This window comes from Actinomadura sp. NAK00032, from assembly GCF_013364275.1.
In the GTDB taxonomy this organism is placed as follows: domain Bacteria; phylum Actinomycetota; class Actinomycetes; order Streptosporangiales; family Streptosporangiaceae; genus Spirillospora.
On the sequence record NZ_CP054932.1, the window covers coordinates 6,591,034 to 6,606,967 of the forward strand.

Annotated in this window: 19 protein-coding genes; 12 read left to right on the forward strand and 7 right to left on the reverse strand. The window is 73.2% G+C overall.

From position 1 onward, the window contains the following. Nucleotides 1-27: 27 nt before the first annotated feature. Complete coding sequence (locus tag HUT06_RS30100; RefSeq protein ID WP_176198792.1) at nucleotides 28-843, reverse strand: DUF3710 domain-containing protein; 816 nt, start codon at nucleotides 841-843, stop codon at nucleotides 28-30. Between the two features lie 3 nt (nucleotides 844-846). Further along, nucleotides 847-1,338 (reverse strand): dUTP diphosphatase, encoded by a 492-nt coding sequence (gene dut, locus HUT06_RS30105; protein ID WP_138633705.1) that lies wholly within the window; start codon nucleotides 1,336-1,338, stop codon nucleotides 847-849. 165 nt (nucleotides 1,339-1,503) lie between these two features. Between dut and HUT06_RS30110 the strand changes: the two genes are divergently transcribed. The 9 genes from HUT06_RS30110 to HUT06_RS30150 all read left to right on the forward strand — a co-directional run bounded on the left by HUT06_RS30110 (nucleotide 1,504) and on the right by HUT06_RS30150 (nucleotide 6,980). Continuing rightward, nucleotides 1,504-2,202 (forward strand): hypothetical protein, encoded by a 699-nt coding sequence (locus tag HUT06_RS30110; RefSeq protein WP_176198793.1) that lies wholly within the window; start codon nucleotides 1,504-1,506, stop codon nucleotides 2,200-2,202. Next, nucleotides 2,199-2,720 (forward strand): MauE/DoxX family redox-associated membrane protein, encoded by a 522-nt coding sequence (locus tag HUT06_RS30115; RefSeq protein ID WP_176198794.1) that lies wholly within the window; start codon nucleotides 2,199-2,201, stop codon nucleotides 2,718-2,720. The genes HUT06_RS30110 and HUT06_RS30115 overlap by 4 nt, the downstream gene beginning before the upstream one ends. Further along, nucleotides 2,717-3,178, forward strand: coding sequence for a hypothetical protein (locus HUT06_RS30120; protein ID WP_138633699.1), 462 nt, complete (start codon nucleotides 2,717-2,719; stop codon nucleotides 3,176-3,178). The genes HUT06_RS30115 and HUT06_RS30120 overlap by 4 nt, the downstream gene beginning before the upstream one ends. Next, a complete protein-coding gene (locus tag HUT06_RS30125; RefSeq protein WP_176198795.1) occupies nucleotides 3,175-3,729 on the forward strand; it encodes a hypothetical protein in 555 nt (184 codons plus the stop codon). Before HUT06_RS30120 ends, HUT06_RS30125 begins: the two co-directional genes overlap by 4 nt. Then, nucleotides 3,717-3,884, forward strand: coding sequence for a hypothetical protein (locus HUT06_RS30130; RefSeq protein ID WP_176198796.1), 168 nt, complete (start codon nucleotides 3,717-3,719; stop codon nucleotides 3,882-3,884). The genes HUT06_RS30125 and HUT06_RS30130 overlap by 13 nt, the downstream gene beginning before the upstream one ends. Nucleotides 3,885-3,902: 18 nt before the next feature. Next, nucleotides 3,903-4,457: a hypothetical protein gene (locus HUT06_RS30135; protein WP_217711523.1), complete on the forward strand. Its 555-nt coding sequence runs from the start codon at nucleotides 3,903-3,905 to the stop codon at nucleotides 4,455-4,457. Between the two features lie 87 nt (nucleotides 4,458-4,544). Continuing rightward, on the forward strand, nucleotides 4,545-4,844 hold the full coding sequence (locus HUT06_RS30140; RefSeq protein WP_176198797.1) for a DUF6412 domain-containing protein: 300 nt from the start codon (nucleotides 4,545-4,547) through the stop codon (nucleotides 4,842-4,844). 47 nt (nucleotides 4,845-4,891) lie between these two features. Next, on the forward strand, nucleotides 4,892-5,581 hold the full coding sequence (locus tag HUT06_RS30145) for a YidC/Oxa1 family membrane protein insertase (RefSeq protein WP_176198798.1): 690 nt from the start codon (nucleotides 4,892-4,894) through the stop codon (nucleotides 5,579-5,581). 112 nt (nucleotides 5,582-5,693) lie between these two features. Next, the gene (locus tag HUT06_RS30150; protein ID WP_254715463.1) at nucleotides 5,694-6,980 is read left to right on the forward strand and encodes a cytochrome P450; all 1,287 of its coding nucleotides are present in this window, start codon (nucleotides 5,694-5,696) and stop codon (nucleotides 6,978-6,980) included. Between the two features lie 49 nt (nucleotides 6,981-7,029). On the opposite strand, the gene valS is transcribed toward HUT06_RS30150, so the two are convergent. After that, a complete protein-coding gene (gene valS / locus HUT06_RS30155) occupies nucleotides 7,030-9,558 on the reverse strand; it encodes a valine--tRNA ligase (protein WP_176198799.1) in 2,529 nt (842 codons plus the stop codon). A 120-nt stretch (nucleotides 9,559-9,678) separates the two neighbouring features. Here valS and HUT06_RS30160 point away from each other — a divergent pair, with 120 nt between their 5' ends. Then, on the forward strand, nucleotides 9,679-9,966 hold the full coding sequence (locus tag HUT06_RS30160; protein WP_176198800.1) for a DUF4235 domain-containing protein: 288 nt from the start codon (nucleotides 9,679-9,681) through the stop codon (nucleotides 9,964-9,966). A gap of 79 nt (nucleotides 9,967-10,045) precedes the next feature. On the opposite strand, the gene HUT06_RS30165 is transcribed toward HUT06_RS30160, so the two are convergent. Together HUT06_RS30165 and HUT06_RS30170 are read right to left on the reverse strand one after the other, a co-directional pair. Beyond that, nucleotides 10,046-10,861 carry a hypothetical protein gene (locus tag HUT06_RS30165; RefSeq protein ID WP_254715464.1) on the reverse strand — a complete coding sequence of 272 codons (816 nt, stop codon included), beginning with the start codon at nucleotides 10,859-10,861 and terminating at the stop codon, nucleotides 10,046-10,048. Nucleotides 10,862-10,878: 17 nt separating this feature from the next. Beyond that, nucleotides 10,879-11,175 carry a DUF4193 domain-containing protein gene (locus HUT06_RS30170; protein WP_067893074.1) on the reverse strand — a complete coding sequence of 99 codons (297 nt, stop codon included), beginning with the start codon at nucleotides 11,173-11,175 and terminating at the stop codon, nucleotides 10,879-10,881. 525 nt (nucleotides 11,176-11,700) lie between these two features. On the opposite strand from HUT06_RS30170, the gene HUT06_RS30175 reads away from it, so the two are divergent. Then, complete coding sequence (locus tag HUT06_RS30175; protein WP_176198801.1) at nucleotides 11,701-13,356, forward strand: serine/threonine-protein kinase; 1,656 nt, start codon at nucleotides 11,701-11,703, stop codon at nucleotides 13,354-13,356. Between the two features lie 79 nt (nucleotides 13,357-13,435). On the opposite strand, the gene HUT06_RS30180 is transcribed toward HUT06_RS30175, so the two are convergent. Both HUT06_RS30180 and HUT06_RS30185 read right to left on the reverse strand, forming a co-directional pair. Continuing rightward, the gene (locus HUT06_RS30180) at nucleotides 13,436-14,833 is read right to left on the reverse strand and encodes a cell wall metabolism sensor histidine kinase WalK (protein ID WP_254715465.1); all 1,398 of its coding nucleotides are present in this window, start codon (nucleotides 14,831-14,833) and stop codon (nucleotides 13,436-13,438) included. Further along, nucleotides 14,830-15,483 (reverse strand): response regulator transcription factor, encoded by a 654-nt coding sequence (locus HUT06_RS30185; protein ID WP_176198802.1) that lies wholly within the window; start codon nucleotides 15,481-15,483, stop codon nucleotides 14,830-14,832. Before HUT06_RS30185 ends, HUT06_RS30180 begins: the two co-directional genes overlap by 4 nt. A 209-nt stretch (nucleotides 15,484-15,692) precedes the next feature. Here HUT06_RS30185 and HUT06_RS30190 point away from each other — a divergent pair, with 209 nt between their 5' ends. After that, complete coding sequence (locus HUT06_RS30190) at nucleotides 15,693-15,869, forward strand: hypothetical protein (protein WP_171068827.1); 177 nt, start codon at nucleotides 15,693-15,695, stop codon at nucleotides 15,867-15,869. Nucleotides 15,870-15,934: the final 65 nt, after the last annotated feature.

The window sequence follows — 15,934 nt, forward strand, 5'->3', positions numbered from 1 at the left end:
CGCGGGCCGCGGCAAGGATGCCGCAGGTCAGCGCACCTCGGTGATCTCGGGGCCGCGCTCGAACGGGTCGAAGGTCTCCACGGCCTCCTCCTCGCCGTCCTGCCCGGCCTCGCTGAACTCCTTGGGGATCTGCAGCTCCAGCAGGTCGCGGGGGGGCATCGGCGCGTCGCCGCGGACCACGACGACGCCGCGCAGCACGTCCTCCAGGACCTGCCACTGCTCCTCGTCCTCGATCGCGGCGCCCTGCACCACGGCCTGCAGGAACCAGCGGGGGCCGTCCACGCCGAGGAAGCGGATGATCTGCGGCGCCCAGCCCTGCTCGACGAACTCGGCCGGGATCTGCTCGCGGACCTCCTGCGGCATCTCCGCGAGGACCTCCTCGGTGAGCGCCGCCGGGACCATCGCCAGCAGCTCGGGACCGAACGGCCCCTCGCCCTCCTGGATCTGGCCCTGGGCCTCCTCCTGGATGTCCTTGGCGGTCTCGCGCCGCACGTCGTCCCAGATGCCGCTGCGCTTCGGCGCCGCGAACACCTGGAGCTGCATGGCGCTCTCCTCGTACTGCACCAGCACGGCGACGGGCCGCCCGTCGAGGGGGTTGCCCTCCTCGTCCACCTGGGTGGCCTCGAAGTTCACCTGGAAGCCCAGCCCCGGCGCGACCGGGATCTGCAGGGAGCCGAAGTCAAGCCGCTGCAGTTCGGGGAAGGAGTCCTCGGAGTCCCACGGGCCGCCCTCGGCCGACTGCGCCTCGGCGGGAGCCTCCTCCTCGGCGGTCTCCGCCGGCTCCTCGGTCGCCTCGGGCCCCTTCTCGGGCTCCTCGGCCTGCCGGCGACGTCCAAAAGCCACGACTCACGCTCCTTCTCGACTGTGCTCATTGTTCCCGAAAACGCGCGTGGCGCCGAATCCGCCCGTGGACCCGAACCCGCCGGTTCCGCGCGCCGCTCCGGGAAGGTCGGCGACCTCGTGGAACACCGCCCGCTCCACCCGCTGCACGACCATCTGCGCGATGCGGTCTCCGCGCCGCAGCGTCACCGCGGCGCGGGGGTCGGTGTTCAGCAGGGTCACCTTGATCTCACCCCGATAGCCGGCATCGACCGTACCGGGTGCGTTGACAATGGTCACTCCCAACCTAGCGCCCAATCCGGACCGCGGGTGAATGAAAGCGGCGTAGCCGTCCGGCAGCGCGATCGCGACGCCCGTCGGGACGACGGCGCGCTCCCCCGGCGCCAGCTCGACGTCCACGGCCGCGACCAGATCGGCGCCCGCGTCGCCCGGATGCGCGTAGGCCGGCAGGGGCAGCTCGGGATCCAGCCGCTTGATCAGCACATCGACCTTGCTCACGGGCTCCACCTCAACGTACCTGCCGGAGGACCACCCGACCCTATCTGTTCCCCGGCCGTGACCACTTCCGGAAGGTTTATCCCCGAAGCGGCAGATCACGCGTAGCGTCACCCCTGTTACCCGCGGTGCTTCTGTGGGGCGTGCGTCCCGCAGGAAGGGGGCGGCATGGGCTCGGCGAAACGCGAGGTCACCCACCGTTCGCTGGACGGCGTGCGGGTCCGGCTCGGCGGCGCCCACGACCTCGGGCGCCCGTGCACGTCGGTGGCGCGGATCGCCGACCGCGGCCGGCTCCACGAGATCTCCGGCGGCACCCGCGCGGACGCGCTCGGCTGGGCCGAGGACATCGGCGTCGCGCGCTTCGAGCAGGAGTTCCGGCTCCAGGGCGGGCGGCTGCGGGTCGGCCGGGCCGAGACCCGCGACCCCGACACCGGGCAGCGCGACCCCGTCCTCGCGGCCGTGTGGGAGGGCCGCCGGCACGCGGTGTTCACCCACCTGTACCACGGGCGCCCGGCGGACGCGGTGGCGTTCTTCGGCACCGTCCGGCTCACCGAGCACGAGGACGGCATCGTCGCCGTGCCGCGCGGCCGCGCGCGGCGCGCCGAACCGGCCGAGATGGTCAAGGAGGTCCCGGGCCTCGGCCTGCTGGAGATCACGCCGCTGACGGCGGGCACGCGCCGCCGGCTGCCGCCCTGGCGCGGCGCCCGGGTCGCGGGCGGCGAGCTGTTCCAGGACACCGTCGAGGGCCAGGGCCCCTACTTCCTGCTGGCGCTGAGATCGCTGCTGGTGACCGTCCTGCCCGAGGAGGACCGGGTGCGCGAGGTCCCCCGGCGGCTCGCCGGGCTGGCGGTCGAGGCGGTCCGGTGACCGGCCCGCTCGCCGGGGTCGCGGTCTCGCTCGTGCTCCTGGCGTCGGCGTCCGGCCAGGCCGCCCGTCCCGGCGCGCTCACCGCCGCGCTGCGCGCCCACCGCGTGCTCCCGCGCGCCGCCGCCGCTCCGGTCGCGGCCTTGGTGATCGCCGCGGAGGCGCTGACCGGCGCGGCGGGCGCCGTGGCGCTGCTGCTCTGGCTGGACGGCCCGCTGCGGGCGTCCTGCGGGGCGGCGGCCGTCCTGCTGGCCCTGTACGCGCTCTACGCGGCGCACGTGTCCCGCACCCGCCAAGGCGTGCCGTGCGGGTGCGCGGGCGAGGGCACGCCGATGACCGGCTGGATCGCCGGGCGCGCCGCCGCGCTCTGCCTGCTCGCCCTCGCCGGCGCGGTGCTCGGCCTCCCGGCCGCGCCGACCACCTACGAGGTGTCCATCACGGTCGCGGCGGGGGCGGCGTTCGCGGTTCTCCTGTGGACACTGCCCCGCGCGATGCTCACGGAGAGGAGGACGGCCGCATGAGCTTCCAGAACAGCGCGCTGCTGCTGTCGTGGGTCGCGATCCTGCTGCTCGCCCTGGTCGTCGCCGGTCTCGTCCGGCAGGTCCACGCCCTCGGCCAGGGCGCCCCCTCGGCCGGGCTGGGCCCGGCGCCGGGCACGGCCGCGCCCGCCTTCGACCGGCTCGGGCCGGGCCTGCTGCTCTTCCTGGACCGCGACTGCGGCGTCTGCACCGACGTGCTGGCCGCCGCCGGCGCGCTGGACCGGCCGCTGCACGCGATCTTCGCGGGGCCGCCGCCCGACCCCGGGCCGCCGCCGGGCGCGACCGTCCTCACCGGCGAGCAGGACGGCCTGTTCGCCGACTACCGCGTGCCCGCCACCCCGTTCGCCGTGCTCGTCGGCGCGGACGGCCGGGTGCGGGCCGCCGAGCCGGTGGGCTCGCCCGAGGCCCTCCGCGAGCTGGCCCTGGAGGCGGCGCGATGATCGAGCTCGAGGACATTCCCCCGCTGCGCGGGCCGCGTCCCGCCGGGGCCGAGCGCGTCCGGCGGCGGCCCGTCCCCCGCGACGAGCCGAGATTCCGACCCGCCCGGCGCAGCCTGCTGACCGGCCTCGCCGCGGCGGGCGCCACCGCCGGGCTGAAGGCGCTCGGCGTCTTCCCGCCCGCCCGGGAGGCGCTCTCCTCCGGCTTCCAGCTGGTCGGCTACTACGACATCTACCCGCGCTGCCCGTCGTACGCGGCGAACCACAACTGCTCCCCCGGCTGCGGGCCGAGTTACGTGTGCAGCTGGTGCTGCCGGACGAGCGGCAAGTACAAGGGCTTCCACAAGTCGGGCGTCTCCGACCCCGGCCGTTACAAGCTGCGCCCCAACCAGTGCTACGGCGGCGGCTACGACGGCTGGCTCTGGGCCTACTCCAAGAGCTGCGGCAGTTGCAAGAAGGGCGTCACCTGGCGCTGCCACGACGGGTGGAAGAAGTCGAAGAAGGGCAACTGGTACAAGACCATCTGCCGGAAAGCGACGGCGTGCAAGAACTGACCGCAGGGCGGCTGCGGCGGGGCCTGGCCGACCCGCTGCTGCCCGTCGCCGCCCTCGCCCTCCTCGCGGTCTCCGCCGCCGCCCTGGACGCCGCTGTCCTGTGCTGGTCGTCGATCGGCGCGCTCGCCGGGTTTTCGCTGTCGGGCAGCGTCTGAACGCGCAACAGCGAATCGGTGCTGTTCTCGCCAGGTTGGCGGGCCCCGGTACGGCAGGGCGAGGTCCTGGCCGTCTTCACCTTCGGGCTCCTGCTCGGAGGCACCCTCAGCGCCGCGGTGATCTACCTGCTGACCGGCCTCGCCGCGCCGATCCCGGCCTCCGTGCGGACGTCCGTGATCCTGGCCGCCGCCGCGCTCGGCGCAGTACGCGAGTTCGGCCTGCTCCGTTTTCCCCTCCCGCAGAACGCCCGCCAGATCCCGCCGGACGTCCTCCAGACGCGCCTGCGCCGGGGCACCCTCCAGTTCGGCTTCGAACTGGGCACCGGCGTCCGCACTTACGTCCCCGCGACGGCCCCGTACGTCCTGGCCCTGACGCTCCTCCTGGCCGGCCTCTCCCTCCCGCTGACTCTCCTCACCGGCGCGGCCTTCGGCCTGGGCCGCGCCCTCAGCGCCGCCCTCACCTACTTGGCGCAAGACACCCAACGGGACAGCGCGATAGCCACCCGAATGCCCCTCACGAAGACCGTCACGGCCACCGTGTTCGTCGCCGCTCTCACGCTTCTCCTCCTGTGACACTCCGGTCCCTGGCCGCAACCGAGGCGGTGACTGCGGCTGATTGGTGAGAGACTGAGGCGTACGTCCGTACGGGAAGGTCTGTGCATGCTCTGGTCGCTGGTGGTGTTCCTCGCGTTGCGGGGGTTCGCCGTGGCCGAGTGGGCGGGGACGGCGCCGGGGCAGTCGGTGCTGGTGGCGCTGGGCTCGCTGACCGTCGCGGGGCTGCTGGTGCTCGCGGCCGTGCGGTTCCGTGCGGCGCGGCGGGGGCAGCGGGCGGTACTGGCGCGGGTGCGCACGACCCTGCGCGAGCGGACGCTGCGCACGGCCTTCCTGCCGCAGCGCGACCCCGACGCGGCGGGACGCCCGCGTCCGAGAGCGCCCGGAACGGCGATCGCGGCCGCCTGAGCGCGGCCGGAACGCATCCGATCCCTCTCGTTCCGGAAGGTCCTCCCATGTTCGATGTTCCCGTCTCGATCGCCCATGCCCTCGTCTCCGGACTGGCCGACGGCCTGGAGCCGTCCGCCGGCGGGTCCGCCACGGCGCTGGCGATCGTGCTGTTCACCATGGCCGTGCGGCTGCTCCTCGTCCCGCTCGCCGTCGCGGCGGCCAAGGGCGAGCGCGCGCGGGCGCGGCTGATGCCCAAGGTCCAGGCGCTGCAGAGCAAGCACGGCAAGAACCCCGAGCGGCTGCGGCGGGAGATGGCCGCGCTGTACGAGACGGAGGGCGCGTCGCCCGTCGCGGGGTGCCTGCCGATGTTCGCGCAGATCCCGTTCTTCATGGTCATGTACCGGCTGTTCATGTCGGCGACCGTGGCGGGGCACCAGAACGCCCTGCTGGCCCACACGCTGCTCGCCGCGCCGCTGGGGCAGAACTGGATCGGCGTCCTCGGCGGCGGGCTGCTCGCGCCGCCGTCGCTGGTGTTCGTCGGGTTGTTCGTCCTGCTGGGCGCGGTCGCGGTGTGGTCGTCGCGGCGGGTCACGGCCGAGGGGCCGATGGGCGCGGTCGCGCGGGTGCTGCCGTTCGGGACGGTGGTCTTCGCGGCGTTCGTCCCGCTCGCGGCGGGGCTGTACCTGCTGGTGTCGGGCGCGTGGACCGCGGCGGAGCGCGCCGTGCTGCAGCGGAGGGTCGTCGCGGCCGCCTGAGGGGGCCTTGACGGGCCGCCGGTCGCTCGGTTCGATGTAAACCGAATCAGGTTCTGGGCGATGGACGAGGACGGTGCGCGGTGACGGACGGTGCGGTGACGGACGGTGCGCAGTGACGACGACGGCGCCGGACACCGGTCGGCTGAGCGTTGCCGACCTGCCCTTCTGGGCGCTGCCCCCGGAGCGGCGGATGGCCGAGTTCGCGGCACTGCGGCAGCGCGAGCATCCGGCGTTCTTCCAGGAGCTGAAGCTGCCGTTCGTCCGGCAGGGCCCCGGCTTCTACGCGCTGACCAGGCACGCGGACGTCGTGGAGGCCAGCCGGTCGCCGCACGTCTTCAGCAGCGAGCCGTGCTCCAACAGCATCGCCGACCTGCCCGGCTACCTGGCCCGCTACTTCGGCTCGATGATCAACATGGACGACCCGCGGCACGCCAAGATCCGCAAGATCGTGTCGCGGGCGTTCACCCCCCGGGTGCTGGAGAAGATGGAGGCCGACCTGCAGTCCGCCGCGACGCGGATCGTGGACGACCTGGTCGCCAAGGGCTCGGCCGACTTCGTCACCGACGTCGCGGCGCGGCTCCCGCTCCAGGTCATCTGCGACATGATGGGCATCCCCCAGCACGTCCGGCCGATGGTGTACGAGCGGACGAACATCATCCTCGGCCTCGGCGACCCCGAGTACAGCGGCGGCAAGGACTACAGCCGCGACGGCATCACCCGGCTCGGCGCGCTGTACGGGCTGCTCAAGGTGCTGACGGCCGGGTTCGAGCTGAACCACCTGGCGATGAAGCTGGCCCGGCTGCGGCGCCGCCGGCCCGGCGACGACCTGGTGTCCGCGCTGATCGCGGCCGAGGTGGACGGGGAGCGCCTCACCGACCAGGAGATCGGCTCGTTCTTCATCCTGCTCGTGGTGGCCGGGAACGAGACGACGCGGAACGCGATGTCGCACGGCCTCAAGCTGTTCACCGACAACCCCGAGCAGCGCGCGCTGCTGCTGGAGGACTTCGACGCGCGCATGCCGGGCGCGGTCGAGGAGATCGTCCGGATGGCGACGCCGGTCATCCAGTTCCGCCGGACGCTGACCCGCGACCACGTGATGAACGGCCACCAGTACCGCGAAGGCGACAAGGTCCTGCTCTTCTACAACTCGGCCAACCGCGACGAGGCCGTCTTCGCGGACCCGGACGCCTTCGACATCACCCGCTCCCCCAACCCGCACGTCGGGTTCGGCGGCCCCGGCCCGCACTTCTGCCTCGGCGCGAACCTCGCCCGCCGCGAGATCACGGTGATGTTCCGCGAGCTGTTCACGCGCGTCCCGGACATCCGCGCCACCGGCGAGCCGGACCGGCTCTTCTCCAGCTTCATCAACGGGATCAAGCACCTGCCCTGCACGTTCTGACGCCGGGCGCGGCGTCAGAACGTGCAGGGCAGGGCCTAGGCGGCGGGGGCTAGGTGGCGGCGGGGGCGAGTTCGACGTCGACGGTCAGCTCGGCCGGGGCGGCCTCCAGCGTCAGGTCGGCGATCCGCCCCGCCGCCGCGAGGTCCGGCCGGGCGATGTGCGCCACCTCCGCGCCCCGGACGACGGCGCGCGACACGTCGGCGCGCATCGACGCCTTCGCCTCGGACTTGGCCTTGCGGACCTGGCGGAGCGCCGCGCCCGTCGCGGCGAGGACGGCCGGGTCGCCGCCCGCCGGCAGCTCGGCGGCCGCCGGCCAGGCCGCCGCGTGCACCGATCCGTGCCGCCACCACGACCAGACCTCCTCGGTCACGAACGGCAGGACGGGCGCGAACAGCCGCAGCAGCACCGACAGGGCCGTGCGCAGCGCCGCCCGCGCCGACTGCGCCGCCGGGCCGTCGCCGTACGCGCGGGCCTTCACCAGCTCCAGGTAGTCGTCGCAGAACTCCCAGAAGAACCGCTCGGTGCGCTCCAGCGCCCGCGTGTAGTCGTAGCCCTCGAACGCATCGGTCGCGTCCTGGACGACGCCGGACAGCGCCGCCAGCATCGCCCGGTCGAGCGGCTCGGTGACGGAGGCGCCCGCCTCGACCTCGCCCAGGCCCAGCACGAACTTCGACGCGTTGAGGATCTTGATGGCGAGGCGCCGGCCGACCTTGATCTGGCCGGTGTCGAACGCGGTGTCGGTGCCGGGCCGCCCGCTCGCCGCCCAGTAGCGGACGGCGTCGGAGCCGTACTCGCGCAGCAGGTCGATCGGGGTGACGACGTTGCCCTTGGACTTCGACATCTTCTTGCGGTCGGGGTCGAGGATCCACCCCGACAGCGCGGTGCCCGTCCACGGCAGCGAGCCGTGCTCCAGGTGCGCGCGGACGACCGTGGAGAACAGCCACGTCCGGATGATGTCGTGCGCCTGCGGCCGCAGGTCGTAGGGGAAGACGCGGCCGAACAGGTCGGCGTCGCGCTCCCAGCCGCCCGCGATCTGCGGGGTCAGCGACGACGTCGCCCAGGTGTCCATCACGTCGGGGTCGCCGATGAAGCCGCCCGGCTCGCCGCGCTGCCCGGCGGTGTAGCCCGGCGGGACGTCCGAGGACGGGTCGACGGGCAGCGCGTCCTCGGCGGGGACGATCGGCGCGTCGTAGCGCGGCTCGCCGGCGGCGTCCAGCGGGTACCAGACGGGGATCGGCACGCCGAAGAACCGCTGCCGGGAGATCAGCCAGTCGCCGTTCAGGCCCTCGACCCAGTTCTCGTAGCGGGCCCGCATGTAGCCGGGGTGCCACGCCAGCTCGCGCCCGCGCGCCAGCAGCTCCGCGCGGACGCCCTCGTCGCGGCCGCCGTTGCGGATGTACCACTGCCGGGTGGTGACGATCTCCAGGGGCTTGCTGCCCTTCTCGTAGAACTTCACCGGACGGCTGATCTTGCGCGGCTCGCCGTCGAGATCGCCGGAGTCGCGGAGCATCTCGGCGACACGCTCCTTCGCCGAGAAGACCGTCTTGCCGGCCAGCTCCGCGTACGGCTCCGCGGCGACGCCCGCGGGCGGGTCGGCGGCCAGACGGCCGTCCCAGTCGACGATCGCGCGGGTCGGCAGGGCGAGCTCGCGCCACCAGGTGACGTCCGTGACGTCGCCGAACGTGCAGATCATCGCGATGCCGGAGCCCTTGTCGGGCTCGGCGAGGCGATGCGCCAGGACCGGGACCTCGACGCCGAACAGCGGCGTGCGGACGGTCGTGCCGAACAGCTCCCGGTAACGCTCGTCGTCGGGGTGCGCGACCAGCGCGACGCACGCGGGCAGCAGTTCCGGCCGCGTCGTCTCGATGTAGACCGGGCGCTCGTCGCCGTGGAACCGGATCCGGTAGAACGCGCCGGGGTGCTCGCGGTCCTCCAGCTCGGCCTGCGCGACGGCCGTGCGGAACGTCACGTCCCACAGCGTCGGCGCCTCGGAGACGTAGGCCTCGCCGCGCGCCAGGTTGCGCAGGAACGCGCGCTGCGACGCCGTGCGGGACACGTCCCCGATGGTGGTGTAGAGGTGGTTCCAGTCGACCGACAGGCCGACCTGGCGCCACATCTCCTCGAACGCCTTCTCGTCGACCTCGGTGAGCCGTTCGCACAGCTCGATGAAGTTGCGCCGCGAGACCGGCTGCTGGCGTTTGGGGTCGGGCTTGGCCGGCGGCGCGAAATCGGGGTCGTAGGGAAGCGACGGATCGCACCGGACGCCGAAATGGTTCTGCACCCGGCGCTCGGTCGGCAGGCCGTTATCGTCCCAGCCCATCGGGTAGAAGACCGCCCGACCGCGCATGCGGTGGAACCGCGCGACGGTGTCGGTGTGGGTGTAGGAGAAGACGTGGCCGACGTGGAGGGAACCGCTCACGGTGGGCGGCGGGGTGTCGATCGAGTAGACCTCGCCGCGCGGCCGGGTGCGGTCGAAGCGGTAGACGCCCTCGTCCTCCCAGACGCGTACCCATTTGTCCTCGAGTCCGTCCAGGGAGGGCTTCGGCGGGACGTGCGGAGTACGCGGCTGCTCTGTCATGAGCCAATGGTATTGACATCGGCGGGAGCCGCATGCCGATTGACCGGCGCTGATCGCCTCCACCGCCCGGGGCGGACCGTTCCGGTAGCGTCGGAGACGACAGACGAGTGGAGGACGAATATGGCGGATAAGGGCGATATCGGGTGGCGGGTGATGGCCGGTGCCGCGGCGTTCGCGGGCGGGTTCGTCGCGAAGAAGACCATCACGATGATCTGGAAGAAGAGCACCGGCAAGGAGCCGCCGACCAATCCCGAGTCCCCGGACGTCGACCTGATGGAGGCCGTCGGCTGGGCCGTGGTGATGGGCGTCGGCATGGAGCTGGCCCGCCTGCTCGCCACCCGCGCCGTGGCGCACCAGTACGCCAAGGGCACCGGTGAGCTGCCGGCCCATCTGAAGGTCGACGCCTGACGACCCGCGCCGTTCCAGGGGGGCGACCCCCTGGAACGTCCCGCCGACCGGGGCGCCGGGGCGCGGCCGGCCGGGGCGGTCAGCGCAGCGGCTTGTGGTGGGATCCCGGAAGCGGGGGCGTGATCCCGGCGGCCCCGCGCAGGTCGTTGCGGACCTTCAGCGCCAGGGCCTTCGTCGCGGACCGGTTGAGGGCGGCGCCCGCCGCCGCACCGGTGAGGAACGGGCCCATGGTGCTCATGCTGCGGCCGAAGGTGCGCAGCATCCGCTTGCGCAGGGCCGACTTGGCGGCGGTGCCGAGCGCGCTGGTGAGCGACCCGGCCTCCAGGGGGTTGACGCCGCGCTGCCGGGCCCAGGACGTGACGAACGCCGCGCCGCGGGCGGTGCCGGTGCCCTGGACGCGCACGCCGTACACCTCGTGCAGTTCGGCGATCATCTTGACCTCGATGGCCGCGACGACGAGCGTCTCGGCGGCGAGCTGGGCGGGCGCCGTCAGCAGCAGCGGCGGGGCGGTGAACTCCACTGCGGCCAGCGCGCCGCCGGCCGCGCCGACGGCGGTCGTGCCGTTGCTCGCCACCTTGACGAGCCGGTCGGCGAGCGCCTCCCCCATCAGCCCGTGGTGGTGCGCCTGCAGCGTCTCCAGGTCGCGGATGGTGATGTGCGGCGCGGCCTCGACGAGCAGGTCACCGAGCCACTTGCCGCGCCCGATCCCCGCGGCCCCCACCTTGCGGGCGTTCCGGCCGAGCAGTGCGGCCAGCCGCCCGAGCAGGCGGCCGCGGGTCTCGCGGTCCATGTCCTCGTCGGCGGTGAGCCGTCCGATCAGCTCACCGAGTTCCGTGGAGCCGTCGCCGCGCGCCGGCTCCACCTCGTCATCACGCCTTTCGATCTCTCCCGTCACCCGGCGGCCACTCCCGGTCAGGCGGCGCACTCGCGGCAGATCGGCTGGCCGTTCTTCTCGGTGGCCAGCTGGCTGCGGTGGTGCACCAGGAAGCAGCGCGTGCAGGTGAACTCGTCCGCCTGCCGCGGAACCACCCGGAAGGTGAGCTCCTCGTTGGACAGGTCGGCACCGGGCAGCTCGGCGACCTCACCGGCGTCCAGGTCCTCGTCGATGATGCTGGCGGCCTTGTCGGCCCGCCGGGCCTGGAGCTCCTGGAGGCTGTCCTCGCTGAGATCGTCGTCGGTCTTGCGTGGGCTGTCGTAGTCGGTCGCCATCTTCTATCTCCATCCCCCTCAGTGCTTTATGCGCCCCGTCGCGCGGATCTAACGCTCAAGGGGCCGTTCTTGTGCCCGATCCGGGCGGGAAATTCTGTCACGGTTGGTGACCTGCGACACACGAGGCGCGACCGTTCCCACGAGTGACACCAGTCACCCGGATCTTTCCTCGTACTGTGTCTTCCATCACATAACCGGCGGATCTGGACGTCCCGCTACCGGGCCGGGGCACCTGCCGGAGTACCCGCGGCGGCGGGGATCATATCGGTCCCGGCGGCGTTGCGCGCGCCGGCCGCCCCCGCGCGGCGCCCCGCCGCCGCCGCGGCCTGACCCGGCCGCCGCGAGACCGAACCAGACCGATCGGTGAAACGTCTGAACTAACGCGATATCGTGCCCGCCTGAGGTTGGGGGCGGGCCCCCTGCGGAGGTTTCACCCCGGTGCCGCGGTTCGGACGCCGGAACGGGGCCCGCGGTGGGTCCGGCGCACAATGTCGCGGACATCACTGCGGGTCAATGGAGGGTCAGATGCCGGATGCCGCTCCGCTGGAGCCGGGCGATCCTAGGGCACTCGGACAGTACGAGGTCATCGGACGGCTGGGCGCCGGGGGCCAGGGCGCCGTCTTCCTGGGCAAGGCCCCTGGAGGAGAGTACGTCGCGGTCAAGCTGCTGCACGCGCAGATGGCCAACGATCCGGCCGCGCGTGCCCGGTTCACCCGCGAGGTGAGTGCGGCGCAGAAGGTCGAGCCCTTCTGCACGGCCCGCGTGCTGGAGGCCGACGTCCAGGGCGACCAGCCCTACGTCGTCAGCGAGTTCATCGACGGGCCGTCCCTGCACGACGTGGTCGCGCACGACGGGCCGCGCAGCGCCGCCGAGCTGGAACGGCTCGCGATCGGCACGGCGACCGCGCTCGCGGCGATCCACGAGGCCGGGATCGTGCACCGCGACTTCAAGCCGAACAACGTCATGCTGGCCTCCGACGGCCCCCGCGTCGTCGACTTCGGCATCGCCCGGACGGTCAACTCGCAGGAGAGCGCCGTCACCGCGACCGGCATGGTGGTCGGCACGCCCGGCTACCTGGCGCCCGAGCAGCTGACCGGCGCGCCGCTCACCCCGGCGGTCGACATCTTCGCCTGGGGCGCGACCATGGTGTTCGCCGCCACCGGGCAGTCGCCGTTCGAGGCCGACACGCTGCCCGTCATCATCAACCGGATCCTCAACGAGGACCCGGACCTGTCGGCGCTGCCCCCGGGCCCGCTGCGGGACCTGATCGGCCGCTGCCTGTCCAAGGACGCGGGCCTGCGCCCGCCCGCCCCGCAGCTGCTGCTCAACCTGCTCGGGGCCGTCGGCGCCGCGCCCGCCGGGCAGGGCGCCGGGCAGGAGGACCTGCTCAACCAGGGCACCCGGATCGCCTCGCAGCTGCCGCCGCCGCCCCCGGTGCCGCCCGCGCCGCAGCACCGGCCGCAGCCGCAGATCACCCCGCCGCCGATGCCGATGCACCAGGGCGCGATGGCGGGCCCGAACACGCCCCCGCCGCAGCCGATCACGCCGCCGCCGATGCCGATGTACCAGGGCGCGCCGCCGCAGCCTCCGCGCCCGCAGATGCAGCCGCCGATGCCGCCGAGACCGGGCTACGGGCCGCCGCCCAAGCAGTCCTCCTCGGCCGGGCCGATCATCGCGATCGGCTGCGGCGCGCTGGCGCTGATCGTGATCCTGGTGGTCGTGGTGCTGGCGATCATCGGAGCCAACAGCGAGGACGACCCGGACCCGTACCCCACGACGTACCCGACGAGCACCTACACGCCGCCGGACGACGACACCCCGACGCCGCGCGCGACGGGCGGGCTGGTGGGCAACTACACCGGCGACGGGAAGCAGCCCGGCGCCGGCGCGGGGCACACCGAGTTCGAGGTCAAGTTCTCGCTGATCTACACGACCGGGGTCGCGACCTACACCTACCCGTCCGGCGCCCAGGACAAGTGCTACACGCGCCTGTCCCTGCTGTCCGACGACGACGGCAAGGTCATGTACCGGGAGACCCCGATGGCGGGGATGGACGAGAAGGAGTGCGCCCCCGGGTACATCACCTTCATCCCGTCCTCCAGCGGCACCACGCTGCGGTGGGAGTGGCGGCAGAGCCGCTACGCCTCCAGCCCCGGTGCGTACGGGACCGTCTCGAGGTGACCGCCGCCTAGAACAACCGACCGCTGGAGGCGACCGCGCCCCGGCCGGGCCCCCGAGGGCCGGCCGGGGCGTTCGCTCGTCAGCCCGGCGGGAGTCGGACGGTGACGATCAGCCCGCCGCCGGGGCGGGGCGCCGCGTACACGGCGCCGCGGTGCGCGAGCACCACCGACCGGACGATCGACAGGCCGAGGCCCGCGCCCTTGGACGACTCGACGCGGTCGGCGTTCAGCCGCCGGAACGGCTCGAACAGCCGCTCCACCTCATAGGCGGGTACCACGGGCCCGGTGTTCTCCACCTGGACGGTGGCGTAGCCGTCGAGCATGCCGGTGCGGATCCACAGCTCGCCGCCCTCGGCCTCGTTGTGCTTGATCGCGTTCTCGACGAGGTTCGACACCAGGTGCTCCAGCAGCACCGGGTCGCCGAGCGCCGTGCCCTGCGTCAGCTCCGGGTGGACGGCCACGTCGTTGTCGTGCTCGCGGCGGCTGGACTGCTCCAGCACGGCCGCCGCCACCTCGGCCATGTCGACCGGGGTGCGCGCGGTCAGCTCCCGCTCGCTGCGGGCGAGCAGCAGCAGGCCCTCGATGAGCCGCTCGTGCCGGGCGTTGGTGGCCAGCAGCGTCCGGCCGACGGTGCGCAGGTCCTCCGACGCCTCGGGGTCGCCGAGCGCCACCTCCAGCAGCGTCCGGTTGATCGCGAGCGGGGTGCGCAGCTCGTGCGAGGCGTTCGCGACGAACCGGCGCTGGGAGTCGAAGGCCTGGCCGAGCCGCTCCAGCATCGCGTCGAAGGTGTCGGCCAGCTCCTTGATCTCGTCTTCCGGGCCCTCCAGCGCGATGCGCTCGTGCAGCGTGCTCTCCGACAGCCGGCGCGCGGTCGTGGTGACCCGCTGCAGCGGGCTGAGCGCCCGGTCGGCGACGAACCAGCCGAGCACCAGGGTGATGACGCCGACCCCGCCGAGCGCGAGCAGCGACCGGCCGACCAGCTGCTTCATCGTCTGCTCGACGAACTGGCGCTGCAACTCGGCGGCCGCGGCGTCGGTGAGGCCGTAGCCGATCACCTTGACGTTGCTGAGGATGTTGGCCATCAGGAACGACATGACGAACAGCAGCAGCGCGCCGGCCATGAAGAACAGCAGCCCGTACAGCAGGGTGAGGCGCAGCCGCACGCTCATCCGGTTCGGCAGCGCGGTCACCGGGGTGCCGTCGGCGCGCCACATGCCCTTCGCGGCCGGGGGCGGCGGCGGGAACTGCTGCGGGCCGGGGCGCCGCCACCGGCCGCCGCGCCGGCCGCCCTCGCCGCCCTGCCCGCCGCCCTGCGCGCCGCCGGGCTGGCCGCCGCCGGGCTGGCCGCCGCCGTGGACGGCCGTCGGCTGGGTGGCCTGCGCGCCGGTGTCCCGCGCGGCGTCCGGACGCGCGTCGCCGCCGCCGGACGGCGCCGCGGTCGCTCCGGGTTCGGACGGGCCGGGACGTGGTGCGGTCACAGCCGGTACCCCACGCCGGGCACGGTCTCGATCACCGGTGGGTCACCGAGCTTCTTGCGCAGTGTCATCATCGTGACCCGGACGACGTTGGTGAACGGGTCGATGTGCTCGTCCCACGCCTTCTCCAGCAGCTGCTCGGAGCTGACGACCGCGCCGTCCGCGCTGAGCAGCACCTCCAGGACGGCGAACTCCTTGCGGGTCAGCTCGACCGGGCGGCCGTCCCGGGAGACCTCGCGGCGGGCCGGGTCGAGGGTGATCCCGGCGCGCTCCAGGACGGGCGGCAGCGGCGCCGCGGCGCGCCGGCCGAGCGCCCGCACCCGGGCGATCAGCTCGGCGAACGCGAACGGCTTGGCGAGGTAGTCGTCGGCGCCGATGGACAGGCCCTCGACCCGGTCGTCCAGCTCGCCCGCCGCGGTCAGCATGATGATCCGCGCCGGGTAGCGCTGCGAGACGAGCTGCTTGCAGACGTCGTCGCCGTGGACCTTGGGCAGGTCGCGGTCGAGCACGATCACGTCGTACTCGTTGACGCCGGCCCGCTCCAGCGCGCCGGCGCCGTCGTAGGCCACGTCCACGGCCAGCGTCTGCCTGCGCAGGCCGGTGGCGATCGCGTCGGCGAGCACCCGCTCGTCCTCGACGACTAGAACACGCACAAGTCCCCCTCCTGGCCGGGCGCGGGGCCCGGTCTCCGGCTCCCAGGTATGCCACGGACGCCGTAAGACGCTCGTAAACAGGCGTTCAACTCGGCGTATGCCGGGCGGTGGCCGAACGGACGCAAGAATCCGCGAAAATTGCATCCGCGAACAGGTTTGCTTTCAGCTTAGGTCTGGGTAGGGCATGGAAACGATCCGGGAGGAGGCCCATGGGCGAGTTGTCACGCATGATCCAGCAGCGGCTCGACGACGCGTACGCGTCGCTGCGCACCGCCCACGCAGAGGGCGACACCTACCTGGCAGACATCCGTCAGGAGGAGATCAGCGAACTGCGCCGGATCGCAGCGAACAACGACATCGGCGTCGAAGCACCCCGCTGCGATTGACCCGCCGCACCACTCCAGGCGGCGCGACCCCGTAGTCGAGAAGCCCGGGACCCGACCGTCCCGGG